This window comes from Massilia sp. YIM B02443, from assembly GCF_030411955.1.
GTDB lineage: Bacteria > Pseudomonadota > Gammaproteobacteria > Burkholderiales > Burkholderiaceae_D > Telluria.
Window position 1 is genome coordinate 286,492 of sequence record NZ_JASNRA010000001.1, and the last position, 25,469, is coordinate 311,960.

Annotated in this window: 21 protein-coding genes and 2 tRNA genes; 13 read left to right on the forward strand and 10 right to left on the reverse strand. The window is 65.2% G+C overall.

All coding sequences use genetic code 11. The features are described from left to right. Positions 1 to 60 precede the first annotated feature (60 nt). Complete coding sequence (gene folD, locus QPK27_RS01185; RefSeq protein WP_290416365.1) at positions 61 to 969, reverse strand: bifunctional methylenetetrahydrofolate dehydrogenase/methenyltetrahydrofolate cyclohydrolase FolD; 909 nt, start codon at positions 967 to 969, stop codon at positions 61 to 63. 331 nt (positions 970 to 1,300) lie between these two features. Here folD and aceE point away from each other — a divergent pair, with 331 nt between their 5' ends. The 4 genes from aceE (at position 1,301) to QPK27_RS01205 (ending at position 8,215) form a co-directional block, all read left to right on the forward strand. Further along, positions 1,301 to 4,012, forward strand: coding sequence for a pyruvate dehydrogenase (acetyl-transferring), homodimeric type (gene aceE / locus QPK27_RS01190; RefSeq protein ID WP_290416366.1), 2,712 nt, complete (start codon positions 1,301 to 1,303; stop codon positions 4,010 to 4,012). Positions 4,013 to 4,087: 75 nt separating this feature from the next. Continuing rightward, entirely contained in the window at positions 4,088 to 5,743 is a 1,656-nt protein-coding gene (aceF, locus tag QPK27_RS01195; RefSeq protein ID WP_290416367.1) for a dihydrolipoyllysine-residue acetyltransferase, read from the forward strand. A 13-nt stretch (positions 5,744 to 5,756) separates the two neighbouring features. Next, complete coding sequence (gene lpdA / locus QPK27_RS01200; protein ID WP_290416368.1) at positions 5,757 to 7,613, forward strand: dihydrolipoyl dehydrogenase; 1,857 nt, start codon at positions 5,757 to 5,759, stop codon at positions 7,611 to 7,613. Between the two features lie 287 nt (positions 7,614 to 7,900). Further along, on the forward strand, positions 7,901 to 8,215 hold the full coding sequence (locus QPK27_RS01205) for a hypothetical protein (RefSeq protein WP_290416369.1): 315 nt from the start codon (positions 7,901 to 7,903) through the stop codon (positions 8,213 to 8,215). A 78-nt stretch (positions 8,216 to 8,293) separates the two neighbouring features. On the opposite strand, the gene QPK27_RS01210 is transcribed toward QPK27_RS01205, so the two are convergent. Further along, positions 8,294 to 8,479 carry a hypothetical protein gene (locus QPK27_RS01210; RefSeq protein ID WP_290416370.1) on the reverse strand — a complete coding sequence of 62 codons (186 nt, stop codon included), beginning with the start codon at positions 8,477 to 8,479 and terminating at the stop codon, positions 8,294 to 8,296. A gap of 121 nt (positions 8,480 to 8,600) precedes the next feature. After that, the gene (locus QPK27_RS01215; RefSeq protein WP_290416371.1) at positions 8,601 to 9,248 is read right to left on the reverse strand and encodes a TetR/AcrR family transcriptional regulator; all 648 of its coding nucleotides are present in this window, start codon (positions 9,246 to 9,248) and stop codon (positions 8,601 to 8,603) included. Positions 9,249 to 9,374: 126 nt separating this feature from the next. Here QPK27_RS01215 and QPK27_RS01220 point away from each other — a divergent pair, with 126 nt between their 5' ends. The 9 genes from QPK27_RS01220 to QPK27_RS01260 all read left to right on the forward strand — a co-directional run bounded on the left by QPK27_RS01220 (position 9,375) and on the right by QPK27_RS01260 (position 19,792). Next, positions 9,375 to 10,523, forward strand: coding sequence for an HlyD family secretion protein (locus QPK27_RS01220; RefSeq protein ID WP_290416372.1), 1,149 nt, complete (start codon positions 9,375 to 9,377; stop codon positions 10,521 to 10,523). Positions 10,524 to 10,532: 9 nt separating this feature from the next. Next, positions 10,533 to 12,146, forward strand: a complete 1,614-nt coding sequence (locus QPK27_RS01225; RefSeq protein ID WP_290416373.1) for a DHA2 family efflux MFS transporter permease subunit — start codon at positions 10,533 to 10,535, stop codon at positions 12,144 to 12,146. Positions 12,147 to 12,172: 26 nt separating this feature from the next. Then, positions 12,173 to 13,627: an efflux transporter outer membrane subunit gene (locus tag QPK27_RS01230; RefSeq protein WP_290416374.1), complete on the forward strand. Its 1,455-nt coding sequence runs from the start codon at positions 12,173 to 12,175 to the stop codon at positions 13,625 to 13,627. 141 nt (positions 13,628 to 13,768) lie between these two features. Continuing rightward, positions 13,769 to 15,394 (forward strand): methyl-accepting chemotaxis protein, encoded by a 1,626-nt coding sequence (locus tag QPK27_RS01235; RefSeq protein WP_290416375.1) that lies wholly within the window; start codon positions 13,769 to 13,771, stop codon positions 15,392 to 15,394. A 134-nt stretch (positions 15,395 to 15,528) separates the two neighbouring features. After that, positions 15,529 to 16,254 carry a hypothetical protein gene (locus QPK27_RS01240; protein ID WP_290416376.1) on the forward strand — a complete coding sequence of 242 codons (726 nt, stop codon included), beginning with the start codon at positions 15,529 to 15,531 and terminating at the stop codon, positions 16,252 to 16,254. 135 nt (positions 16,255 to 16,389) lie between these two features. Then, positions 16,390 to 16,800, forward strand: coding sequence for a cell envelope biogenesis protein TolA (locus QPK27_RS01245; protein WP_290416377.1), 411 nt, complete (start codon positions 16,390 to 16,392; stop codon positions 16,798 to 16,800). A 215-nt stretch (positions 16,801 to 17,015) separates the two neighbouring features. After that, entirely contained in the window at positions 17,016 to 17,777 is a 762-nt protein-coding gene (locus QPK27_RS01250; protein WP_290416378.1) for a BON domain-containing protein, read from the forward strand. A gap of 158 nt (positions 17,778 to 17,935) precedes the next feature. Beyond that, the gene (locus tag QPK27_RS01255) at positions 17,936 to 18,775 is read left to right on the forward strand and encodes an HDOD domain-containing protein (protein WP_290416379.1); all 840 of its coding nucleotides are present in this window, start codon (positions 17,936 to 17,938) and stop codon (positions 18,773 to 18,775) included. A gap of 93 nt (positions 18,776 to 18,868) precedes the next feature. After that, on the forward strand, positions 18,869 to 19,792 hold the full coding sequence (locus QPK27_RS01260) for a choice-of-anchor A family protein (RefSeq protein WP_290416380.1): 924 nt from the start codon (positions 18,869 to 18,871) through the stop codon (positions 19,790 to 19,792). A 78-nt stretch (positions 19,793 to 19,870) separates the two neighbouring features. On the opposite strand, the gene QPK27_RS01265 is transcribed toward QPK27_RS01260, so the two are convergent. The 7 genes from QPK27_RS01265 to QPK27_RS01295 form a co-directional block, all read right to left on the reverse strand. Then, a complete protein-coding gene (locus QPK27_RS01265) occupies positions 19,871 to 21,037 on the reverse strand; it encodes an MFS transporter (protein WP_290416381.1) in 1,167 nt (388 codons plus the stop codon). A gap of 131 nt (positions 21,038 to 21,168) precedes the next feature. Next, entirely contained in the window at positions 21,169 to 21,783 is a 615-nt protein-coding gene (locus QPK27_RS01270) for a YigZ family protein (protein ID WP_290416382.1), read from the reverse strand. 68 nt (positions 21,784 to 21,851) lie between these two features. Beyond that, positions 21,852 to 21,927: transfer RNA gene (locus QPK27_RS01275), tRNA-Lys, on the reverse strand. Positions 21,928 to 21,978: 51 nt separating this feature from the next. Then, the gene (locus tag QPK27_RS01280; RefSeq protein WP_290416383.1) at positions 21,979 to 22,575 is read right to left on the reverse strand and encodes a hypothetical protein; all 597 of its coding nucleotides are present in this window, start codon (positions 22,573 to 22,575) and stop codon (positions 21,979 to 21,981) included. Positions 22,576 to 22,738: 163 nt separating this feature from the next. Then, positions 22,739 to 22,814, reverse strand: a tRNA-Lys gene (locus QPK27_RS01285). A gap of 60 nt (positions 22,815 to 22,874) precedes the next feature. Further along, positions 22,875 to 24,668, reverse strand: coding sequence for a GspE/PulE family protein (locus tag QPK27_RS01290; protein ID WP_290416384.1), 1,794 nt, complete (start codon positions 24,666 to 24,668; stop codon positions 22,875 to 22,877). An 18-nt stretch (positions 24,669 to 24,686) separates the two neighbouring features. After that, complete coding sequence (locus tag QPK27_RS01295) at positions 24,687 to 25,469, reverse strand: spermidine synthase (RefSeq protein ID WP_290416385.1); 783 nt, start codon at positions 25,467 to 25,469, stop codon at positions 24,687 to 24,689.

The following is a 25,469-nucleotide window of genomic DNA, read 5'->3' on the forward strand; positions in this document are numbered from 1 at the left end:
CGTATTCCTTCCAATTTCGTTATTCATAGGTACGCCGAGCGCAGCCACCAGCCATCCGGTTTACGCCACGCCGGCCTTCGGCTCCATGCCTTGTGCCTGGTCGGGCGCCGCGTTGGCGGCGGCGTGTCCGCGCTCCGCGGACTCGAGGGTATTCATCAACAGCATCGTGATCGTCATCGGACCGACGCCACCCGGCACCGGCGTGATGTGGGCGGCCACTTCGGACACGCCCGCGAAATCCACGTCGCCGCACAGCTTGCCCGCGTCGTCGCGGTTCATGCCGACGTCGATCACGATCGCGCCCGGCTTGACCATGTCCGCCCTCAAGGTATTGCGGCGGCCGACGGCGGCCACGACCACGTCGGCCTGGCGGGTATGGTAGCCCAGGTCCGGCGTTGCGCTATGGCAGATGGTGACGGTGGCGTTGGCTTGCAAGAGCAGCAAGGCCATCGGTTTGCCGACGGTGTTCGAACGGCCGATCACGACCGCGTGCTTGCCGCGCAGGTCGACGCCGGTGGTTTCGATCAGCTTCATGCAGCCGTATGGGGTGCACGGACGGAAGCCCGGCAGGTTGGCGACCAGTTCGCCGGCCGACAGCACCGAGTAGCCGTCGACGTCCTTGCTGGTGGAAATCGCTTCGATCACCTTGCTCGGGTCGATGTGCTTCGGCAGCGGCATTTGCACCAGGATGCCATGGATGGCCGGGTCGGCGTTCAATGCTGCAATGCGGTCAAGGAGAGCCTGTTCCGACAGGTCGGCGTCGTATTTCTCGAGCACCGAATGGAAGCCGACGTCGCCGCAGGCCTTCACCTTGTTGCGCACATAGACCTGGCTGGCCGGGTCTTCGCCGACCAGGATCACGGCCAGGCCCGGCTGCTTGCCGGCGGCGGTAAGTTTGGCGGTGCGCGCGGCGATGTCGGCGCGCAGTTGTTGGGAAAGGAGGACTCCGTCGATCAGTTGTGCAGGCATGGTGAAGGCTCGTCGCTGGGCAAAAAGCGAATTATACGGCGCGCTTTGGTAATTGCTTAAGGATGGCGACTAAATCGGCGCGATTTGGGGGATGATCGAGCGCTTCGGTATACGATATCCGGTGATCGACAGTGCAGAGTTTCTCCTATGAAAATTGTGCACTTGCAGCATAGGATTTCACATAATGAAATGGCATATCGTAATTTGAAAATGCAAAAATCCGCCCGTATAATCCATGGGTTTATCTAAAAAGATAGTCTGAAATTTCACCAATCGCCGCCAGCCTGCGCAGGGATCGGGTCGGGGCGCACCACTCTAGGAGACGCAGAACATGTCAGCTCAACTCGACCAGTTGACCGCGCAAGCCGCCAACGACCCGGACGCCATCGAGACCAAGGAATGGCTCGACGCGCTGGAAGCGGTGATCGAACACGAAGGCACCGAGCGCGCCCACTACCTGATGGAGCGCCTGGTCGACCTGGCGCGCCGCCGCGGCGCCCATGTCCCGTTCTCGAGCAACACCGCCTACGTCAACACGATTCCCGCGCACCTGAACCAGAACAGCCCGGGCAACCTCGAATACGAAGAGCGCCTGCGCTCGTGGATGCGCTGGAACGCGATGGCGATGGTGGTCAAGGCCAACCGCGCCGACGGCGACCTCGGTGGCCACATCTCGTCGTTCGCCTCGCTGGCCAACATGCTCGGCACCGGCTTCAACCACTTCTGGCACGCCCCGACCGAAGACCATGGCGGCGACCTGCTGTACATCCAGGGCCACTCGTCGCCCGGCATCTACGCACGCGCCTTCCTCGAAGGCCGCCTGAGCGAAGAGCAGCTGCTGAACTTCCGCCGCGAAGTCGACGGCAAGGGCCTGTCGTCGTACCCGCACCCGAAACTGATGCCGGACTTCTGGCAGTTCCCGACCGTGTCGATGGGCCTGGGCCCACTGATGGCGATCTACCAGGCGCGCTTCCTGAAGTACCTGCACGCGCGCGGCATCGCCAAGACCGACAACCGCAAGGTCTGGGTCTTCTGCGGCGACGGCGAGATGGACGAACCGGAATCGATGGGCGCGATCGGCATGGCCGCGCGCGAGCAGCTGGACAACCTCGTCATGGTCGTCAACTGCAACCTGCAGCGCCTGGACGGTCCCGTGCGCGGCAACGGCAAGATCATCCAGGAACTGGAAGCCGACTTCCGCGGCGCCGGCTGGAACGTCGTCAAGGTCATCTGGGGCTCGCAGTGGGATCCGCTGCTGGCCCAGGACAAGGACGGCATCCTGCAGCGCGTGATGATGGAAACCGTCGACGGCGAATACCAGAACTACAAGGCCAAGGACGGCGCCTACGTGCGCAAGCACTTCTTCGGCAAGCATCCGAAGCTGCTCGAGATGGTCTCGAAGATGAGCGACGACGACATCTGGCGCCTGACCCGCGGCGGCCACGATCCGCACAAGATCTACGCCGCGTTCAAGAACGCGCAGGAGAACAAGGGTTCGCCGACCGTGCTGCTGGTGAAGACCGTCAAGGGCTTCGGCATGGGCAAGTCGGGCGAAGCGCGCAACACCGCGCACCAGACCAAGAAGCTCGATGATCAGGCGATCCGCGACATGCGCGACCGCTTCAACATCGCGATTCCGGACGACCAGCTGGCCGACATCCCGTTCTTCAAGCCGGCCGACGACGCGCCTGAAATGCAGTACCTGCACGAGCGCCGCAAGGCCCTGGGCGGCTACCTGCCGCAGCGCCGCGAAAAGGCCGACGAGCAGCTGGTGGTGCCAAAGCTCGAGTCGTTCAAGGGCGTGCTCGAGCCGACCGCGGAAGGCCGCGAAATCTCGACCACCCAGTCGTACGTGCGCGTGATCACCAGCCTGCTGAAGGACGAAAGCATCGGCCAGCGCATCGTGCCGATCCTGGTCGACGAATCGCGTACCTTCGGCATGGAAGGCCTGTTCCGCCAGATCGGCATCTTCAACCAGCAGGGCCAGTTGTACGAGCCGGTCGATCGCGACCAGGTGATGTACTACCGCGAAGACAAGGCAGGCCAGATCCTGCAAGAGGGCATCAACGAAGCGGGCGGCATGAGCTCGTGGATCGCAGCGGCGACGTCGTACTCGTCGAACAACCGCACCATGATCCCGTTCTACACCTTCTACTCGATGTTCGGCATGCAGCGCGTCGGTGACCTGGTCTGGCTGGCGGGCGACATCCGCGCGCGCGGCTTCCTGATGGGCGGCACCGCCGGCCGCACCACGCTCAACGGCGAAGGCCTGCAGCACGAAGATGGCCACAGCCACGTGATCGCAGCGACCGTGCCGAACTGCCTGCCGTACGACCCGAGCTTCGGCCACGAAGTCGCCGTCATCATCCAGGACGGCCTGCGCCGCATGGTGGAAGAACAGGAAGACGTGTTCTACTACATCACCATCATGAACGAGAACTACGCGCAGCCGGGCCTGAAGGCGGGCCAGGAAGAGGGCATCCTGAAGGGCATGTACCTGCTGCAGCCGGGCGCCGCCTACGAAGGTGCGAACACCAGCGCGCCGCGCGTGCAGCTGATCGGTTGCGGCACCATCCTGCGCGAATCGATCTTCGCCGCCGAGCTGCTGAAGAACGACTGGGGCGTCGATGCGGACGTGTGGTCGGCGCCTTCGCTGACGCTGCTGGCGCGCGATGGCCAGGATTGCGAGCGCTGGAACATGGTCAACCCGGAAAGCGAACAGCGCGTGCCGTACGTGGCCTCGCTGCTGCAGAACACCAGCGGCCCGATCGTCGCGACCACCGACTACATGCGCATGTTCGCCGAGCAGATCCGCGCCTTCATGCCGAAGGACCGCACCTATAAAGTGCTGGGCACCGACGGCTTCGGCCGCTCGGATTCGCGCGTCAAGCTGCGCGAGTTCTTCGAAGTGAACCGCTACTACGTGACGGTTGCCGCGCTGCGCGCGCTGGCCGACGAAGGCAAGATCGACCGCGCGATCGTGTCGCAGGCGATCGCCAAGTACGGCATCGATGCGAACAAGCCGAATCCGGTGACCCAGTAAATGCTCGTCCGTCGCCGTGCGTGTGCGCGGCGACGGTCTTGAAGCTAACTCGAATAAGAAATTGGAGCTAACACTATGAGCATTGTGGAAGTCAAAGTCCCCGATATCGGCGACTTCAAGGAAGTCGAAGTCATCGAACTGATGGTCAAGCCGGGCGATACGATCAAGGTCGATCAGTCGCTGGTGACCGTCGAATCCGACAAGGCAAGCATGGAAATCCCATCGAGCCATGCCGGCGTCGTCAAGGAAATCAAGATCAAGGTCGGCGACAAGGTTGCCGAAGGTTCGCTGGTGCTGCTGCTCGAAGAAGCTGGCGGCGCCGCTGAAGCACCTGCTGCATCCGCACCAGCTGCGGCACCGGCCCAGGCTGAAGCGCCTGCCGCTGCAGCACCTGCCGCACCTGCCGCAGCAGGCGGCACCGTCGAAGTCACCGTGCCGGACATCGGCGACTTCAAGGAAGTCGAAGTCATCGAACTGATGGTCAAGCCGGGCGACACCATCAAGGTCGACCAGTCCTTGATCACCGTCGAATCGGACAAGGCCAGCATGGAGATCCCGTCGAGCCATGCCGGCGTGGTCAAGGAACTCAAAGTGAAGGTCGGCGACAAGGTCGCCAAGGGTTCGCTGGTGCTGATCGTTGAAGCGACCGGCGGCGCGCCTGCAGCCGCGCCAGCTGCTGCTGCACCGGCACCGGCTGCTGCCGCTCCTGCCGCCGCACCTGCGCAAGCATCGGCGCCTGCGCCGGCACCTGCCGCTGCACCAGCTCCAGCACCGGCCGCACAAGGCGCCACCGGCTCGAAAGCCCACGCTTCGCCGTCGATCCGCAAGTTCGCGCGCGAACTCGGCGTCGACCTGGGCCGCGTGCCGGGCACCGGTCCGAAAGGCCGCATCACCCAGCAGGACGTGCAGAACTTTGTGAAGGGCGTGATGGCCGCGCCGGCAGCCGCTCCTGCAGCCGCAGGCGGTTCGGGCGCAGGCATCGGCGGCATCAACCTGCTGCCATGGCCGTCGCTCGACTTCTCCAAGTTCGGTCCGACCGAAACCGTGCCGCTGTCGCGCATCAAGAAGATCTCGGGCCCGAACCTGCACCGCAACTGGGTCATGATCCCGCACGTCACCCACTTCGACGAAGCCGACGTGACCGACCTGGAACAGTTCCGCGTCGATTCGAACGCGTCGCTGGCCAAGCAGAAGTCGGCCGTCAAGCTGACCATGCTGGCCTTCGTGATCAAGGCGAGCGTCGCCGCGCTGAAGAAGTTCCCGCAATTTAATGCATCGCTGTCGGAAGACGGCGCGGCATTGATCACCAAGCAGTACTACAACATCGGCTTCGCGGCCGACACCCCGAACGGCCTGGTGGTCCCGGTGGTGAAGGATGCGGACAAGAAGACCATCTCGCAGATCGCTACCGAGATGGGCGAGCTCTCAAGCCAGGCGCGCGACGGCAAGCTGCCGCCGACCGCGATGCAGGGCGCGACCTTCACCATCTCGTCGCTGGGCGGCATCGGCGGCACCGCATTCACGCCGATCATCAACGCGCCGGAACTGGCGATCCTGGGCCTGTCCAAGTCGGCGATGAAGCCGGTGTGGGACGGTTCGAGCTTCCAGCCGCGCCTGATGCTGCCGCTGTCGCTGTCGTACGACCACCGCGTGATCGACGGCGCCGGCGCCGCGCGCTTCGCCGCCTACCTGGCCGAAGTGCTGGCCGACCTGCGCAAGACCCTTCTGTGATTGGAGCGCATAGATGAGCACTGTTGAAGTGAAAGTCCCGAACATCGGCGACTTCAAGGAAGTCGAAGTGATCGAACTGATGGTCAAGGCTGGCGACACGATCAAGGTCGACCAGTCCCTGATCACCGTGGAATCGGACAAGGCCAGCATGGAGATTCCATCGACCCATGCCGGCACGATCAAGGAGGTGAAGGTCAAGGTCGGCGACAAGATCGGTGAAGGCTCGTTGCTGCTTCTGGTGGAAGAGGGCGCTGCTGCTGCTCCTGCCGCTGCGCTGGCAGCACCATCGGCAGCCAGCGACAAGCCGGCCGCGCAGATCGGCGCGCAAGCCGTGGCGCCGACCGCCGCCGCCGCCCCGACCGACTCGTACGCGCCCGCGCATCCGGCGCCGGCCGCACCGAAAGATGCGACCCCAGCTCCGAATGCGTCGAGCTACAGCGGCCAGGTCGACATCGAATGCGAAATGATGGTGCTGGGCGCGGGCCCTGGCGGCTACTCGGCCGCCTTCCGCGCGGCCGACCTGGGCATGAACACGGTCCTGATCGAGAAGTACGCGACGCTGGGCGGCGTGTGCCTGAACGTGGGCTGCATTCCATCCAAGGCACTGCTGCACGTGGCGCACATCATGGATGAAACCGCCCACATGGCCGATCTCGGCGTGTCGTTCGCCAAGCCGCAGGTCGACATCGACAAGCTGCGCGCGCACAAGGACGGCGTGATCAAGAAGATGACCGGCGGCCTGGCCTTCATGGCCAAGGCGCGCAAGGTCAATGTGGTGCAGGGCGTGGGCCAGTTCCTCAGCCCGAACCACATCGAAGTCACCGGTCCTGACGGCGCCAAGAAAGTCGTCGGCTTCAAGAAGGCGATCATCGCCGCCGGTTCGTCGGTGGTGAAGCTGCCATTCGTGCCGGAAGATCCGCGCATCGTCGATTCGACCGGCGCGCTGGAACTGCGCCAGGTGCCGAAGCGCATGCTGGTCATCGGCGGCGGCATCATCGGCCTGGAAATGGCAACCGTCTACTCGACGCTCGGTGCGCGCATCGATGTGGTCGAGATGATGGATGGCCTGATGCAGGGCGCCGACCGCGAGGCCGTCAAGGTCTGGCAGAAGTTCAATGCGCACCGCTTCGACAACATCATGACCAAGACCAAAACCGTCGGCGTGGAAGCGCTGGCGGAAGGCATCAAGGTCACGTTCGAGTCGGCCGAGGCAGGCGTCGCCGCGCCGGAGCCGCAACTGTACGACCTGGTGCTGGTGGCCGTTGGCCGCAGCCCGAACGGCAAGAAGATCGCCGCAGATAAAGCTGGCGTGGCGGTGACCGACCGCGGCTTCATCGGCGTCGACAGCCAGATGCGCACCAACGTGCCGCACATCTTCGCCATCGGCGATCTGGTGGGCCAGCCGATGCTGGCGCACAAGGCGGTGCACGAGGCGCACGTGGCGGCCGAAGCGGCACTGGACAAGAAGACCCACTTCGACGCCAAGGTGATTCCGTCGGTCGCGTACACCGATCCGGAAGTGGCATGGGTCGGCGTCACCGAAGAAGAAGCCAAGCAGAAGGGCATCAAGGTCGAGAAGGGCCACTTCCCGTGGAACGCCAGCGGCCGCGCCGTGGCCAACGGCCGCGACGAAGGCTTCACCAAGCTGCTGTTCGACGCTGAAACGCATCGCATCATCGGCGGCACCATCGTCGGCACGGGCGCCGGCGACATGATCGGCGAGATCGCGCTGGCGATCGAGATGGGCGCGGATGGCGTGGATATCGGCAAGACCATCCACCCGCACCCGACGCTGGGTGAGTCGATCGGCATGGCGGCGGAAGCCTACGAAGGCGTCTGCACCGACCTGCCGCCGCCGCGCAAGCGTTAATAGCGGCCCGGCGGCGTCACGATACTGACGTCGCCAGATTCATCAGCGCTTTAAAACAACGTCATCCCCGCGCAGGCGGGGATCCAAGTCCGATGCACAGCCACCAGCGAATACCGAAGTGGCTGTGCGGGCAAACTTGGATCCCCGCCTTCGCGGGGATGACGTTTTTGGGGCGCGGGCAAGAGGAAACGCAGCACGCGAAAACGCGGCGCGTATCCCACTTGCGACCTCCCACCGATGGTCTATCATAAAGCCACCAGCGGCACCCCGCCGCAGCGGAGGTTTCGATGGACGACCACACCCACGAATACGTCGGCACGCTCTACGTATTGCCCCAGTCCCGCGCGTTCGAACTCAGCACCATCATCCACGGCGTGCCCGCGACCGTAACCGGCACCATCGCCCAGCACCTGGCCGAACAACTCATCGACCACACGCCCGACTGGCTCGATCCGCGCCAACTCGCCTTGCGTCCGCGCCGGGTCGAGGTGCTCACGCGCGAAACCCACGAACGCCACCGCGCCCCGCGCAAGCAGCACTTCCTGATGCGCGTGCATGAAGTGGAAGAGCAGGCGCGGCCCGTGCCGATGTCGACGACATAGAAGGCAAGGTAAAGGCCGCAGGCAAAAAAAATGCCGCCCGGTTCACACCGGACGGCAGCTTGCTGTTATGGAGGGCGATCAGCCGAAGCTGACGAAGCGCTCCGGAATATCGATGGCGCCAGACTTGGCGGCTGCAGCGTAGGCACGCATTTCGGTGACGACTGCTTCGAGCTGTTCGTTACTCGGGTTCTCGATGAACCCCTTCATGCGCTCCTGCAGCGATGCTTGCTGATCACGCCATTCATATCGGGACGATTTGCTCATTTCATTTCTCCTCGCGGTACACCGCTGTTTTATTGATATTCACGACACCCTTGTGTGAAGGAATACAGGTTGGCACAGACGAGGGATGACAGTCCGTGCGTTGGCGCACCGACCCTGCCGGCTACGGATGCTTGAGCACGCCATGATAGAAGAGCTCGAGCCGCGCCTTGAGCTGGCGCTGTGCTTCTTCGTTACAAGGCTCGGCATCGGGGAACAAAAAGCGTCCGATCGGGTCGCCGCTGATACAGCCGATCAGGTGCGTCGGCAATAGCGCCAGCGGCACCTCGTCGCGCAGCTGGGCGCGGATGTCGGAACGCGCGAAATAGCGCGCCAGCGTCTCACGCGTCAGGCGCGGTCCACCCTCGTAAAAGGCCTCGGCCAGCTCGGGATTGGTGGCCGCCTCGGCGATCACCACACGCTGCATCGCCATCGCTTCGTGCGAACACAGCAAGGCGTGGAAGCCGGCGGCGAACTCGTCGATCACGACGCGCAGGGGACGACTGTCGGTTTCCATCGCGCGCTCGTCGAACAGGCGTTCGCGGCGCGAGGCCAGCACCGCCCGCAGCAGTCCGGCCTTGCCGCCGAATTTCACATAAATCGTGCGCACCGCCACGCGCGCCTGGCGCGCGATCGCTTCCAGGCTGACCTTGGTGTAGCCGTTCTTCAGGAACAGCATGCCGGCCGCTTCGATCAGTTCCTGGGTGCGGGCTTCGACTTCGGACGCCTTGGGACGCCCGGCAGACTTGGTGCAAGGGGAGGGTGTGCTCATGGCGGGGACTGTAGTGCAATTTAAAATGAAATGCAACCGTTTCATTTCTTGACTTTGCCCTTGGCTTGGCAAATAATGCGATGAATTCGTTTCATTTAATCTTCAATTTTCACACCGGAGCAATCCATGGCAGAGATGAACAGCCCGGCAGGTCAGACGCCCGCCGCTTCCCAACCGGCCGCAGCACCGGGCAAGACCCCGCCCAACAAGCGCGTGCTGGCCATCGTCGGGATCATCGCCCTGGTCGCGATCGGCGCGGGTGGCCGCATGTGGTACCGCAGCCATCACTACGTCGAGACCGAAAATGCCTACGTCACCGGACGCGTGCACCAGGTCTCGTCGCGTGTGGCCGGCGTGGTCACCAAGGTGCTGGTGGACGACAACCAGATGGTGAAGGCGGGCGACGTGATCGCCGAGCTGGATCCGGCCGACCACCGCGTGCGCATCGAGCAGATCGAAGCGCAGATCCTGAGCGTGCAGCAGCAGGTCGGCCAGGCCGACGCGCAGCTGGCGCAGGTGCGCGCGCAAGCCGCCGCCGCCGGCGCCCAGGTCAAGCAGGCCGAGGCCCAATTGGTGCGCGCGCGCCAGGACGCCGAGCGCTTCGGCCAGCTGTACAACGACACCATGAAGGCAGTCTCGAAGGCCGAGGTGGATGCGTCGAGCGCCGCGCGCGCCGGCGCCGTGGCCGACGTCGCCGCGCGGCGCGACAACGCCGCCGCCGCGCAAGCCCAGATCGGCGCCGCCGAAGCGGGCCGCGACGTGCTCAAGGCGCAGATCAAGGTGCTGCAGGCGCAGTTGAAAGACGCGCAGCAGCAGCTTGGCTACAACCGCATCGTGGCGCCGACCGATGGCCGCGTCGGCCGCCGCAGCGTCGAAGTCGGCGCGCGCGTGCAGCCGGGCCAGGCCCTGCTGGCGGTGGTCGAGGACAACGTCTGGGTGGTCGCCAACTTCAAGGAAACCCAGCTCGCCGGCCTGCAGCCGGGCCAGGCCGTGAGCCTGGAAGTCGATGCGCTGCCGGACCATCACCTGGTCGGCCGCGTGGACAGCTTCGCGCCGGCTTCGGGCAACCAGTTCGCGCTGCTGCCGGCCGATAACGCGACCGGCAATTTCACCAAGATCGTGCAGCGCGTGCCGGTCAAGATCACGCTCGACCCGCAGGACGTGAAGAAGTACGCCGGCCGCCTGGTGCCGGGCATGTCGGTGGTGGCCGAGATCGAACTGAGACAGAAGGTCGAAGGCAAGGCCACGTCGACCCAGACCGCGGCCGCCCGCTAAGAGCCGATCATGACCAGCTTGAGCAAACCCGCCGATGCCGATCTGCGCGCGGTGACCGGCGCGCCCGCCAATGGCGCCAAGGTCGACGCGCGCACCTGGATCGCGGTGGCCGCCGGCATGCTGGGCGCCTTCATGGCGGTGCTCGACATCCAGATCACCAACTCCTCGCTGCGCGACATCCTCGGCACGCTGTCGGCCACGCAGGAAGAAGGCTCCTGGATCTCCACCGCCTACCTGTGCGCCGAGATCGTCGTCATTCCGCTGACCGCGCTGTTCACGCGCGCCTTCGGAGTGCGCAACTACATGATCGGCACTACCGCGCTGTTCCTGCTGTTCTCGACCCTGTGCGGCGCAGCCTGGAGCCTGGAGAGCATGATCGTGTTCCGCATGATGCAGGGCTTTACCGGCGGCGCCCTGATTCCGATGGCGATGACGCTGGTGATCACGCGCCTGCCGGCCTCGAAACGCGCCACGGGTCTGGCCATTTTCGGTTTAACCGCGACGCTGGCGCCGGCCATGGGCCCGACCCTGGGCGGCTACCTGTCCGAGCTGTATGGCTGGCCGTCGATCTTCTACATCAACTGGGTGCCGGGCGTGCTGCTGATCGCCGGCATGTGGTGGGGCCTGGACCCCGAGAAGGCGAATCTGAAAACGCTGCTCAAGGCCGACTGGCTCGGCATCGCCATGATGGCGATGGGCCTGGCCTGCCTGACCATCTTCCTGGAAGAGGGCAACTCGAAGGACTGGTTCGAGTCGAGCTTCATCGTCACCTTCGCCGCGCTGTCGCTCACCGGCCTGCTGGGCTGGATCGTGCTGAGTTTTTCGCGCCCCGATCCGTTCGTCGACCTGCGCCTGTACGGCCAGCGTAACTTTTTGGTGGCGACCGCGCTGTCGGCGGTGATCGGCATGGGGCTGTACGGCTCGTCGTACCTGCTGCCGCTGTACCTGGGCCAGATCGCCGGCTACTCGCCGATGCAGATCGGCGAAGTGATCGCCTGGATGGGATTGCCGCAGCTGATCGTGATGCCGTTCGCGGCGGCGCTGTCGTCGAAAGTCGACAATCGCATCCTGTGCAGCTTCGGCCTGTTCATGTTCGGCATCTCGTGCGTGATGAACGCCTACATGGACGCCACCACCGGCTACGACCAGCTGCTGTGGACCCAGGTGATCCGCGCCATCGGCCAGCCGTTCGTGATGCTGACCCTGTCGAACTTCGCGATGTCGGGCTTGAAACCGAGCCAGATGCCGTCGGCCTCGAGCCTGTTCAACATGACGCGCAACCTGGGCGGCTCGATCGGCATCGCGCTGCTGGCGACCTCGCTCACCAACCGCGAGCACTTTCATTCGGCGCGCCTGGGCGAGGCGGTGTCCAACTATGCGCCGGCGACCCAGGAACGGCTCGACGGCCTGACCCAGAACTTCATCGCCAGCGGCATCGATCCTGCCAGCGCGGCCAACCAGGCGCTGGCCGTGGTCGACCGCCTGGTGCGGCGCGAGTCCTACGTGATGGCCTACAACGACGGCTTCTGGATCATCGGCATGATCCTGATCGGCTGCATCGCCGCGATCTGGATGGCCGACAAGGTCAAGTCGCCCGGCGGCGCCGGCGGTGGCGGTCATTGATATCGAATTTGGAAAAGAGAACCACTATGTTCAAGCCTCTCGCATCGACCATCATCGCGGTCGCCGTCGCCACCCTGGTCTCGAGCTGCACCACGCTCGGCCCGGACTTCAAGGCGCCGGCCGCGCCAGGCGACACGGCGTTCCGCCACGCGCCGGAAACCATCGGCGACAGCGCGCGTTTGCCGGCCGCCTGGTGGACCGTGTTCGGCGACGCCACCCTCGACAGCCTCGAGACGCGCGCCTTGCGCGACAACCCGAACGTGAGCGCCGCCGCCCAGCGCCTGCTGCAGGCGCAGGCGCAACTGGGCGTGGTACGCGCCGGCCAGCTGCCGAGCGTCTCGGTCGGCGCCGGCGTGTCGAATTCGCGCACCTCCGCCGAAACGGCGCAGGGCCTGGCCCTGGGCGGGCGTTCGATCGAAGGCAACAACTACAGCGTGGCCGCCTCGCTGTCGTATGAACTCGACCTGTGGGGGCGCGTGCGCCGCGTCGTCGAAGCCAGCGACGCCCAGGCGCTGGCGGCGCAGTACGACCGCGACGGCGTGCTCTTGATGCTGTCGAACCAGGTGGCGTCGTCGTACTGGCAGCTGCGCGGGCTGGACGTCGAGATGGCGATCCTGAAGGACGCCCTGGCCACGCGCGGCGAATCGCAGCAGCTGGTGGAGGCGCGCTTCAATGCCGGCCTGTCCAATGAACTGGACGTCTCGCGCGCGCGCATCGAACGCGCCAACGCCGAAGCCGACCTGCACGAGGTGCAGCGCCAGCGCAACCTGGTCGAGCACGCGCTGGCGACACTGGTCGGCGCTTCGCCGAGCGCGCCGCTCTTGGGAGAAACGGCGAGCGCCGCCAACGCCCAGCTGCCGCTGCCGCCCGCGATCCCGGTCGGCCTGCCGGCCAGCCTGGTGGGCCAGCGGCCCGATCTGGCGGCCAGCGTGGCCCAGCTCAAGGCGGCCAACGCCCAGATCGGCGTGGCCGAAGGCGCGTTCTATCCGGCGCTCACGCTGACCGGCAATTTCGGCTACGCCTCGAAAAGCCTGAACGACCTGGCCAGCGGCGGCGCGCGCCAGTTCTCGGCCGGGCCGTTGTCGCTGTCGCTGCCGGTGTTCGACGGCGGCCGCAACCGTTCCAACCTGGCGCTGGCGCAGGCGCGCTACGACGAGGCGCGCGCCAACCATGAAGCGCGCCTGCTGACCGCGCTGCGCGAAGTGGAAGACGCCTTGTCGGACCTGGAGCAGCGTGCGAAGCAGGGCGAGGTGCAGGCGCAGTCGCAACAGGCGGCGGCGCGCGCGCTGCTGGTGGCGCAGGCGCGCTACGAGCGCGGCGTGTCGACCTATCTCGACGTGACCGACGCCCAGCGCAGCACCCTGAGCGCGGACCGGGCGGCGGCGCAGATCCGCACCCAGCGCCTGCTGGCGGCGGTGGCGGTGGCGCGGGCGCTTGGCGGCGGCTGGGAGCAGGGGCCGGCGCTGGCAACGGTGCGCTGACCACGCTTCAGTGTCGGCAATATCCTGCATCTATGACGAGCAGTTGTCCGACAGAAAGATAACGGCATAGTTGCTATAGTTGTTGTTGCTAATCGGAAATACAAATTTCCTTAACAATAACGAATATCGCTGACTATTCCCATGCAAACCAAGCAGTTATCCATCGGCGCCAGGCTGGCGATCGGCTATGGCGCCGTGTTCTTGCTCATGATCGGGTTGACGTTCCTGGCCGCCAATCGCGTCGGCCACATCGAACACATCCTGGCCCAGATGAACGACGTGAATAACGTCAAGCAGCGCTACGCCATCAATTTCCGTGGCAGCGTGCACGACCGCGCGATCGCTCTGCGCGACGTGGTACTGGCGGCCGACCCGGCCGCGGCGGCGACGCCGACCGCGCTGATCGCCACCCTGGACGACAACTACGCCCGCTCGGCGGCGCCGCTCGACGATCTGTTCGCAACCCGCACCGACATCCTGCCGGAAGAAAAGCAGGCGCTGTCCGCCATCAAGGCGCAGGAAACCCGCACCAAGCCGCTGATCGACAAGGTGGTCGCACTGCACCGCGCAGGGCAGGGCGGCGACGCGGCGGCGCTGCTGTCGCAGCAGGCCGCGCCGGCCTTCGTCGACTGGCTGGCCAGCATCAATCGCCTGATCGACCTGGAAGAGCAGTTGAACAAGGACGCCGCGCTCGAGGCGCGCACGGTGGCCAATGGCTTCCTGGGCTGGATGGAGATGCTGTGCGCGCTGGCGATCGGCGCCGGTTCGCTGGCGGCCTGGTACCTGAGCCGCGGCCTGCTGCGCCAGCTCGGCGGCCAGCCGGATTACGCCGCCTCGATCGTGGCCGCGATCGCCGCCGGCGACCTGGGCGTGAAGATCGACACCCGGCCCGACGACCGCTCCAGCCTGCTGTACGCGATGCGCGGCATGCGCGACAGCCTGGTCTCGATCGTGGCGCAAGTGCGCAGCGGCACCGAATCGATCGCCGATGTCTCGACCGAGATCGCGGCCGGCAACCGCGACCTGTCCGAACGCACCGTGCGCCAGGCCGGCACGCTGGAAGCCACCGCCGCCTCGGTCGAGCAGCTGACCGGCACCGTGCGCCAGAACGCCGACAATGCGCGCCAGGCCAACGTGCTGGCCGAGTCGGCCTCCAGCGTGGCGCTGCGCGGCGGCGAGGTGGTGGCGCAGGTGGTGCAGACCATGGCGGCGATCAACGAGTCGTCGAAGAAGGTGGTGGACATCATCGGCGTGATCGACGGCATCGCGTTCCAGACCAATATCCTGGCGCTCAATGCGGCAGTGGAAGCGGCGCGCGCCGGCGAGCAGGGCCGTGGCTTCGCGGTGGTCGCCAGCGAAGTGCGCAACCTGGCTCAGCGCTCCGGCGCCGCGGCCAAGGAAGTGCGTGAACTGATCGGCAGCTCGGTCGAGCGGGTCGACGCCGGCGCGCGCCTGGTCGACCAGGCCGGCGCCACCATGGACGAGATCGTCACCAGCGTGCGCCGCGTCACCGACATCATGGCCGAGATCACCCACGCCAGCGCCGAGCAGCGCGCCGGCATCGAGCAGGTCAACGGCGCCATCGGCCAGATGGACGAAGCCACGCGCCAGAACGCGGCCATGGTGCAGCAGGCCGGCTCGGCCGCCTCGGCGCTAGAAGAGGAGGCCGAGCGCCTGGCGACTTTGGTCAGCGTGTTCCGCCTGGAGCAGGGCGGCCGCACGGCCTTGCCCGGGACGGGTGCGCGTCCGGCGCTGGCGCTGGCCTGACGCCTTGAAGAAAGGCTGGCAGTGTCCTTCCGCCAGCTTTGATCATTTGATTACACGCAAATATATTCTCTAAAAGGTGCCGTTACCGGAGATAGAATTTCCGATAGGAATTTCGTTCTACCCGGAGACGTCCCATGCTCAAGTCCCTCCCACTGGCAGCGGCCCTCGTCGCCGCTGCCGCGCTTCCGCTGCAGGCCGTCGAACTCACGCCGCAGCGCACGTCGCAAGCTACCTCGCAACTCACGCCACAAGAAACACGCTGGCTGCACGCCGCCGCCCCGGTGCTGAATTATTCGAAGCAGATCGCGCTGCCGGTCGACATCGTGGTGCAGCCGCAAGCCAATCCCGGCGCAGTGCCGTTGGCGATGGGCTTCGCCAGGGGACGCTGCAAGCTGGTGCTGTCAATGCGCGGCAATCCCGACGCCGAGCAGGTGCTGGCCGGCGTGCCGGCAGTTGATCAGCCGCGCCTGATCGAAGCCATGGCCGCGCACGAGCTGGCCCACTGCTGGCGCTACGCCCAGGGCGAGTGGCATGCGCTGCCGGCCGGCTTCGTCGAAGTCAACCGCGAAAGCGCGCGCGACCCGGGCCTGCTGGCGGCTTCGAAGGCGATGCGCGAAACCCGGCGCGAGGAAGGCTTTGCCGATCTGGCCGCGCTGGCCTGGATCCAGCGCAGCCATCCCGCCGACTACGAGCGCGTGCACGACTGGCTGAGCGCGGTGCGCGAGGCGGTGGTAACGCCCAACAGCGGGCATGACACGCGGGTCTGGGTGCGCCTGGCCGAGGACGGCGCCCAGTTTGATCCCGGCGTGACGCCATTCGAGGCGGCACAAGCACTGTGGCAAAAGGGCTTGGTGCAATAACCTTCTATGAATATGCGAAATCTATTGTCGCGTTCGAGGCAATTGATTTTTTAGCAAGCGTGCGCTGTCGTACAGAGGCAATTTTCCGGTGGTCGTGTAATGACACCATTACATCAACCACGAAAGGGAACCACCATGAAATCGTTCATCGCCACGCTCGTCGCCACCGCCGCCCTCGCCGCCGTCGGCATCGCCCCTGCTGCTGCCCAGACCAACAAGGACCAGCACAAGACCGCGATGGACAAGGCCAAGGCCGACTACAAGGTTGCCAAGGACAAGTGCGACGCCATGAGCGGCCACGCCGAAGACCTGTGCGAAGAAGAAGCCAAGCTGGCGCGCGCCAAGGCCGAGCATGAAGCGACCGTCAAGTTCGACAACACCGGCAACAACGTGCAGAAAGCGCGCGACAAAGTGATCGACGCCGAGTACGAACTGGCGGACGAAAAATGCGACGAGCTGAAAGGCGATGCCGAAGACCGCTGCGAAATGCAGGCCAAGTCGGCCCGCGACGCCGCACGCGACGCCAACAAGGCGAAGCGTTCGTAATTCCCCGATCGAGTTCGTGCGCGAGCTCCGATCCATCCAGGGCTGCCGGCGGCAGCCTTTGTCGTTTTTGGTTACGCCGTTCGGCCACGCCATTCGGCGGACCGGGCTGTAGGAGCAGGGCGCGTTCGGCGGACAGTGTTCGGTGTCGCACGGAAGCTGACTGGGGGCAGGGATTTAATGCATCCATCACAACAACCGCATGCAAGGGAACCATCATGAAAACCCTGATCGCCACCCTGATCGCGTCCGCCGGCCTCGCCATCGTGCCTGCCCAGGCGCAAACCCAGACCCAGCCCCAGACCCAGGCGCAATCCCAGGACAAGGCTGCCACCGGCAGCGGCGGCCTGATCTCGCGCATCGACACCAGCGACCCGGTCAAGGCCGAAGCGGTGGCCAAATGCGAACAGATGACCGGCAACGCGCGCACGTCCTGCCTGGTCGACCACAAGGGCAACGTCACCAGCGCCGGCGCCGCCGCCTCGGCGACCGGCGCCGCGATCGCCGAGAACACCCGCAATGCCGCCGCCAACGCCGCCGAGGGCACGCGTGAAGCGGCGCGCAGCGCCGCCGACAAAACGCGCGACATGGCCGCCAGCGTGGCCGAGAAGACCGGCATGGCCGGCGCCGGCGAGCGCACCCGCGAAGCCGTGGCCACGGTGAAGGAAAAGACGGCGGCCGCGGTCGACCGCACCAAGGAGATGGCGTCGAACGCCGTGCGCAAGACCGGCGACGCGGCCGACCGCGCCGGCGAGCGCACCGCGCGCGCCGCCTCGGACAGCGCGATCACCACCAAGGTCAAGGCCGGCCTGGTCGCCGAGCCCGACCTGAGCGGCATGGAGATCGCGGTCGACACCGAGCAAGGCGTGGTGATGCTGAGCGGCTTCGTCGAATCCAAAACCGAGGCCGACCGCGCGGTGCAGGTGGCCAAGAGCGTCGAAGGCGTGACGAGCGTGAAGAGCGCGATCAAGGTCAAGTAAGCCTGACGCAACGGCGGCCGGCATGCCTGGAGCATGTCGGCAGACCGGCGCATGCCCGTCACGCAATGTGGATGCGCCGCCACAATCCGCGTCTCTCACGGCCATCGACGGCCGGCTGCCGCCGTCGATGGCACCGCCCCGGCGCTATAATTACGCGCGTGAACAAACTCGAAGCCTTCGGATACATCGCGGCGCAGGCCGTGCGCGGTGAAATTACGTTTCCCACCAGCGTCAACGCCGTGCTGCGCCTGCAGCTCGCGCTCGACGATCCCGATTGCCACATCGACGAGGCGATCCGCCTCGTGCTGGCCGAACCGCAATTGGCCGCGCGCACGGTCGCCGTGGCGAATACCGCAGCCTTCGGCGGCAGCGGCGGCGCCCCGGTGACCAATGTGCGCAGCGCCGTCGGCCGCATCGGCTACCGCCGCCTGCAGGCGCTGGTGGCCAGCCTGGTGGTGCGCCAGTTCGGCAACCGCATCGTCGACCCCGGCCTCAGGAGCAAGGCGGAACAGTTGTGGGAACACACCACCCACGTGGCGGCGATCGCCCATTCGCTGGCGCGCCGCATCACCGGCATCGATCCCGACACCGCGCTGTTTGCCGGCATCGTGCACGAGGTCGGCGCCTTTTATTTGCTGGCGCGCGCCGACGAATTCCCGGGCCTGCTGGACGACGATCCCGAGAACTGGGGCGCATTGTGCGAGGACGTGGTCAGCGTCGAAGTCATGAAGAAACTGTCGATCCCGCCGCTGGTGGCCGAGGCCATCGGCGACATGCGCGGCGGCTGGCTGAATATGCCGCCCTCGACCCTGCTCGACACGCTGCTGCTGGCGAACCAGTATGCGCCGGTGCCGTCGCCGCTCGACGGCAAGCGCGCCCCGCCGCCGCCGCATGGCGAAAGCGCAGTCGACTTCGTGTTCGATGAGCAGACCCTGAGCGAGATGCTGGACGAAGCGGCCGAAACCGCGCGCGCGATGGGCGACGCGGTGCTGGTCTAGAGGAAAATACCCAGAAAAGTCGCCACGTACCAAACGGACACCGGCCGGATTGGTGTTACCCTTGAGCATTATCAATTTCTATATGGAATAGAAATGATCAAGCCCGGTATCGTGCTGGCGGCACTCCTTGCAACGACTGGCGCCCAGGCAGGTGTGATCGATCTTGGTTCCATGATGGGCGGCGCCAACGTCTACACGGCGGGCGACTTCAAGGCGCACTCGAGTGACGTGGAAGGTTCGATCGTTGCCGGCGGCAACGTCACGATCCAGAACTACGCCGTCAATCTCAACAACAAGAAAGCCTACGGCGACTACGCCGTGGTGGCCGGGGGCGACCTCAAGCTGACGAGCGGGGCGATCAATAACGGCAAGACCTATGCCGGCGGCGCCACCTCGCTGCAGCAGGCAGCGCGGGTCGAGACCGGCGCGACCCAGCCGCTCGACTTCGCCGCCACCAGCCAGCAGTTCAGGGAGCTCGCCAACGGCCTGTCGGCGCTGAGCGCGACCGGTAGCGTGGAATCGCTGTGGAGCGGCGCCAAGGTGACAGGCAGCGGGAATGGCAGCCTGGATATCTTTAATGTCTCGGCCGATATGTTTCGCAACTCCAGCCACTGGATGCTGCACGGCCTGACGGCCGGCCAGACCCTGATCTTCAACGTCAGCGGCAGCCTCGGCACCTTCAACGATGGCGGCATCAGCTTCGAACCGCTGTCGGGCTACAACGTGCTGTTCAACTTCTTCGAGGCGACCGAGGTCAACGTGCGCGGCGTGATCGGCACTGTGCTGGCGCCGAACGCCACCGTGAAGGCCGACTGGGGCGTCATCAACGGCAACGTGATCGTCGATTCATGGAACTCGACAATCCAGGTCAATTCCAACCACTATTTCAAGCCGGTCGATATTCCCGGCTTTGGCCTCGAGCCGGACGATCCGGCCCAGGTGCCGGAACCGGGCACGCTGGCGCTGCTGGCGGCCGGCGCCTGCGCCGTGGCCGGCCTGCGCCGCCGGCGCGCCTGATTTTCTACTGACTTTCGGCTGACCTTTGGCGGATGCTCGGCTGATGTTCGGCCGATGCTCGGCTGACTGAGCCCCGGCTCAGGCCAGGGCGCGCGCCTGCCCCCGGTGCCGTGCCAGCATCGCCAGCGCCAGCAGCACGCCGACGCCCGCCACTGCCGCCGCGACCCATTGCGGCGCGACGAAGGAATAGCCCAGCGTCAGCGGGATGCCACCCAGGAAGGCGCCCATCGCATTGCCGATATTAAAGCCCGACTGGCCCAGCGAGGAGCCGAGCATCTCGGCTTCGCGCGACTGCTCCATCAGCATCATCTGGATCGGCGGACCGAGCGCCAGCGCATTCGCGCCGGTGGCGAACGCCAGCACGATCATCGCCGCCTGCGACTGCGCGAACAGGCCATTACACAGCAGCAGCACTGTCATCGACACCAGCAGGATCAGCACCGCGGGCAGCGGGTGGAAGCGGTCGGCCAGGCGCCCGCCCAGTTGCACGCCGACCGTCATGCCGACCCCGACCACGGTCATGATCAGTGGAATGGTGGTCGATGCGAAGCCGGTGACGTCGGTGAGCAGCGGCGCGATGTAGCTGAACCAGGCGAAGAAGCCGCCGGTGCCGATCGAGACGATGCCCAGCGCCAGCCACAGGTCGGCCTTGCGGAAGATGCGCAGGTCTTGCAGGATGCCGGTGCGCTGGCGCGGCTCGATGAACGGCACCCACTTGTGCAGGCTCACCATCGTCAATAGCCCGATGGCGGCGACGATCAGGAACACCAGGCGCCAGTCGATGGTATGGCCGATCCAGGTGCCGAGCGGCACCCCGACCACGTTGGCCAGCGTCAGCCCGGTGAACATCGAGGCCACCGCGGCCGCCACCTTGCCCGGATCGGCCAGGCGGGTGGCGACGATGGCGCCGACGCCGAAGAAGGCGCCGTGCGGCAGGCCGGCCAGGAAGCGTGAGGCCATCATGATTTCGAAGTTCGGTGCGAACGCCGACATCGCATTAAATACCGCAAACATCAGCATGAACCAGACCAGCACGCTGCGCGGCGGGCGGCCGGCCACCAGGCTGACCAGGGTCGGCGCGCCGACCACCACGCCGAGGGCGTAGGCGGTGATCAGGTAGCCGGCTTGCGGAATGGTGATGTGCAGGCCGCCGGCGATGTCGGGCAGGATGCCCATCATGACGAATTCGGTCATGCCGATGCCGAAGCCGCCAAGGGCGAGGGGTGCGAGGCTTTTCTTGATCACTTGAATTTATGTAGAGAGGAAAGGGCCGGCCGACATGAGAAGCGGCCAGGACCGGGCACTATACCGGCTGGCGCCGCTGGCGTCCGCTTTCGTCTGGTGATGACGGGTATAGGAGGGTGGTATGGACGTCGTTACAGGGCGTCTGCGCCGCCGTCCGGATCCGCTTTGGGCCAGCCGATGCGGCCGTGTCCGGCGTCGTCGAGGCGCGCACGCAAGGCTGCCACCCCCTGCACCGGCAGGCTGAAGGTGAACAGCACGTCGTCGCCGTGCTTGACTGCGTCGAGGGTGGCGCCGCTGGCCTCGAGCTCGCGCCGCAGCATGCCTTCCATCGCATACGGCGCGGTGCAGCGCAATTGTTGCAATTTGACGATCGCCACTTTGTCGGCGCCGAGCAGGGCTTGCGCCACGCTATCGGTATAGGCACGCACCAAGCCGCCGGCGCCGAGCTTGACGCCGCCGAAGTAGCGCACCACGGTGGCCAGCACCCCTTCCAGGTCCTGGTGGCGCAGCACGTCGAGCATCGGGCGGCCCGCGGTGCCGCTCGGCTCGCCATCGTCGACCGCCGCCGACTGGCCGCCGGCCAGCAGCGCCCAGCACACGTGGGCGGCGCCCGGATGCTCGGCGCGCAGCGCGGCCACGATCTTTTGCGCCCCGGCGCGGTCCGGCATCGGCTGCACGCAGGCGATGAAGCGGCTTTTCTTGATGATCAGTTCGTGGTGGACGGCGCTGGCGATCGTCTGGGGCATGAGATGCTGGAAAAGCAGAAATGAAAACAACAACGCCAACCCGAAGGTTGGCGTTGTTGTTGAATCTTTGGTAGGCCGTGCGGGATTCGAACCTGCGACCAACGGATTAAAAGTCCGCTGCTCTACCAGCTGAGCTAACGACCCGAAGAAGACAAGATTATAGCGGGACTTCGACGATTATCCAAGTGCTTCGGATTACTTTTTCTTTTCGTCTATGTCGGCGCGGTACTCCTCGCCCTGTTCCTCGGCGTGCTGTTCGCCTTCTTCGCCGACGTCCTCGCCTTCGATGACCTTGTCCTCGGCCTGCACATCGTGCATCGCGTGCGGCTCGAGTTCCTCGGCGCTGACGTTGAGGCGCACGAACAGCCCCCAGGTTGCCAGCAGGGCGGCGGCGGCGACGCCGATCGACGCGGCGTGCGGCAGGTATTCAGGGCTGCCATGGACGTACTGGAAGACGCCGATCAGGCATTCGACCGACAGCGACACCACGATGACGATCAGGAAGCGCGACAGGAAGCGGCGCACGCGCGTTGGCGAGCTGATGTTGGCTTCGCGCTGGATTTCTTCTTCCAGCACGGTCTGGCCGAGGCCCAGTGAGGCGACGGCAATGGTCAGCATGCCGATGCATTCGAGGATGAGGTCGAAGCGATCGCGCGCCGCGGTGTCGGCGGATGGAAGCAGGGCAGACCATATTTCGATGCCTGCGAGGACGATCAGACCGACGCCGCAGGCAAAAAACAGGATGACGATGAAGACGTAACCGAGTTCAAACAGTTTTGTGATGGCTTTCATGGTGCACGATGTTTATAGAGTTACAAGACTCTAGCATTGAATGCGCAAGGGCTTGTGTTCGCGCGTGCACCAATCAGGCAAGCAGTCACTCGGGCAGTGGCATGCCGAAAACAAAAAAGGCGTCACGATTGCTCGTAACGCCTTCAATGCTGCAACAAATTCGTGGTAGGCCGTGCGGGATTCGAACCTGCGACCAACGGATTAAAAGTCCGCTGCTCTACCAGCTGAGCTAACGACCCGAAAGAGGCAGCATTATAGCCGGCGATTTTGATTTGCGCCAGAGGAACTTGCGCACATCCTCACGACAGCGCCGACGTCACCTTCAGCACCTCGTCTGCCGTGGTCACGCCCTCGACCACCTTCATCGCACCGGCGATGCGCAGCGGCTTCATGCCGTCCGCCACGCTCTGGCGCCGCAGCGCCTGGATATCGCCGGACGCGCGCAGCAGCCGCCCGAAGCCTTCGCTTACCGTCAGCAGTTCATAAATCCCGGTCCGTCCGCGATATCCGGTCTGCCGGCACTCGGGGCACCCCACCGGCCGATATACCACCGACGGCTTGTCGATCTTCCACGCCCCGCCGATGCTCTGCCACACTTCGTCGCTCAATTCGCCGCCCGGCGCCTTGCACGCAGGGCAGAGCGTCCGTACCAGCCGCTGCGCCATCACGCCGATCAGCGTGGCTTCGAGCAGGTAATCCGGCACGCCCAGTTCGATCAGGCGCACCACGGCCGACGGCGCGTCGTTGGTGTGCAGCGTCGAGAACACCAGATGCCCGGTCAGCGCCGCCTGGATCGCCATCTCGGCCGTTTCCAGGTCGCGGATCTCGCCTACCATGATGATGTCGGGATCCTGCCGCATCAGCGAGCGCACGCCGTCGGCGAACGACAGCTCGATCCCCGGCTGCACCTGCATCTGGTTGAAGGACGCTTCGACCATCTCGATCGGGTCTTCCACCGTGCACACGTTGACTTCGCTGGTGGCCAGCGCCTTGAGCGTGGTGTAGAGAGTCGTGGTCTTGCCCGAGCCGGTCGGCCCCGTAACCAGGATGATGCCGTGCGGCCGGGCGGTCAGCCCATCCCAGCGCTGCGCATCATCCGGCGGAAAGCCGAGCTCAGGCAAGGTCTTGACCACGACTTCGGGATCGAAGATACGCATCACCAGCTTTTCGCCGAACGCGGTCGGCATGGTCGACAAGCGCAGCTCGACTTCCTGCCCGCCGCCGGTGCGGGTCTTGATGCGGCCATCCTGCGGGCGGCGCTTTTCGATCACGTCCATCCGTCCCAACAGCTTGATGCGCGCCGTCATCGCGATCATCACCACCGCCGGCACCTGGTACACCTGGTGCAGCACGCCGTCGATACGCAAGCGAATGACCGCGAATTCGCGCTTGGGTTCCAGGTGTATGTCGGAGGCGCGCTGCTCGAACGCATAGCTCCACAGCCAGTCGACGATGTTGACGATGTGCTGGTCGTTGGCGTCGAACTGTTTGTTCGACTTGCCCAGTTCGACCAGCTGCTCGAAGTTGTTGCGCATCGCCACGTCCTGGCCGCTGTTGCGGTTGGCGTCGCGGATCGACTTGGCGAGCGCGAAGAATTGCGAGATGTACTGGGCGATGTCGAGCGGGTTGGCCAGCACCAGTTCGATGCGGCGGCGCGAGACCTTGGCGATCTCGGCTTCCCATTCGGTCAGGGCCGGATCGGCGGTGGCCACCACCAGCGTGGTGGCGTTCATCTCGATCGGCAGGATGTTGAAACGCGCAGCGTAGCCTGCCGACATCACGTCGGCCACCCGGGTGAAGTCGATCTTGAGCGGGTCGATGCGCATGAAGGGCAGGCCGACCTTGGCGGCGCACCATTCGGTCAGCACGTCCAGCGTCAGCAGCCGGTGCGGCGCCAGGTTCGATACCAGCTTGCATTGCGCCACCGCGGTGAGCGGATGCATGACGCCGGGCGCATTCTTGAGGATGCCCTGGGCCTGGGCAAAGTGCGCCTTGACGCTGTCCTTGGTGACGATCCCGTCGGCCAACAGCCACGAGAAAATCGATTGCAGGTCGAGTTTGCGGAGACTGGCTGGCTTGTGCGGAGCGTTCACGGTGGCCTTATGGATGGGTCAATCTGTGGAGAGCAATCCCTTGACCCACGACTTGGCCGGCAGCTTGGTCTGCGCCACGATCTCGGCGGCACGTGCGGCCAATTGTTCCTTGTCGATCGTAGGGCGGGTCTTGAAGCACAGCGCCACCACATTGCCATCATGCACCTCGGGCAGGCACATCACGTGGCCGAAGGCGAATTTCATGGCCTTCAGGTTCTTGGCAAAGCTCGGGTGGTCGCCGAACAGGTTGACGGTCATGATGCCGTGCTCGTTCAGGCAGTTGGCGCACGCCTGATAGAACTCGGGTGTGTCGAGCACCGGGCCGCGCGCGGTGGCGTCGTACAGGTCGCATTGCAGCACGTCGAAGGCGCCGTGGTTATCCGGATCCTCGACGAAGTCGAGCGCATCCATCTCGAGCACCTGCAGGCGCTCGTCCTGCGGCGGCAGCTTGAACATCGAATTGCAGATCGCAATCACCGATTCGTTGAGCTCGACCGCGGTAACCGTGGCTTCAGGGAACTGGCGATAGCAGAACTTGGTCAGCGCCGCCGTGCCCAGGCCGAGTTGCGCGATGGCGCGCGGGGCGTCGATGAACAGCATCCAAGCCATCATCTGCTGCGCGTATTCCAGCTCGGGCCAGTCGGGCTTGCGGATGCGCATGGCGCCTTGCACCCACTCGGTGCCGAAGTGGAGGTAGCGCACGCCATCCTGTTCGGACAGCGTCACGGGGGCGAATTTGGGTTTGCGGGCGGGACGGCGCGACGATTCGGCCAGTTCGATGGATTTGCGTTTGATGAGCAT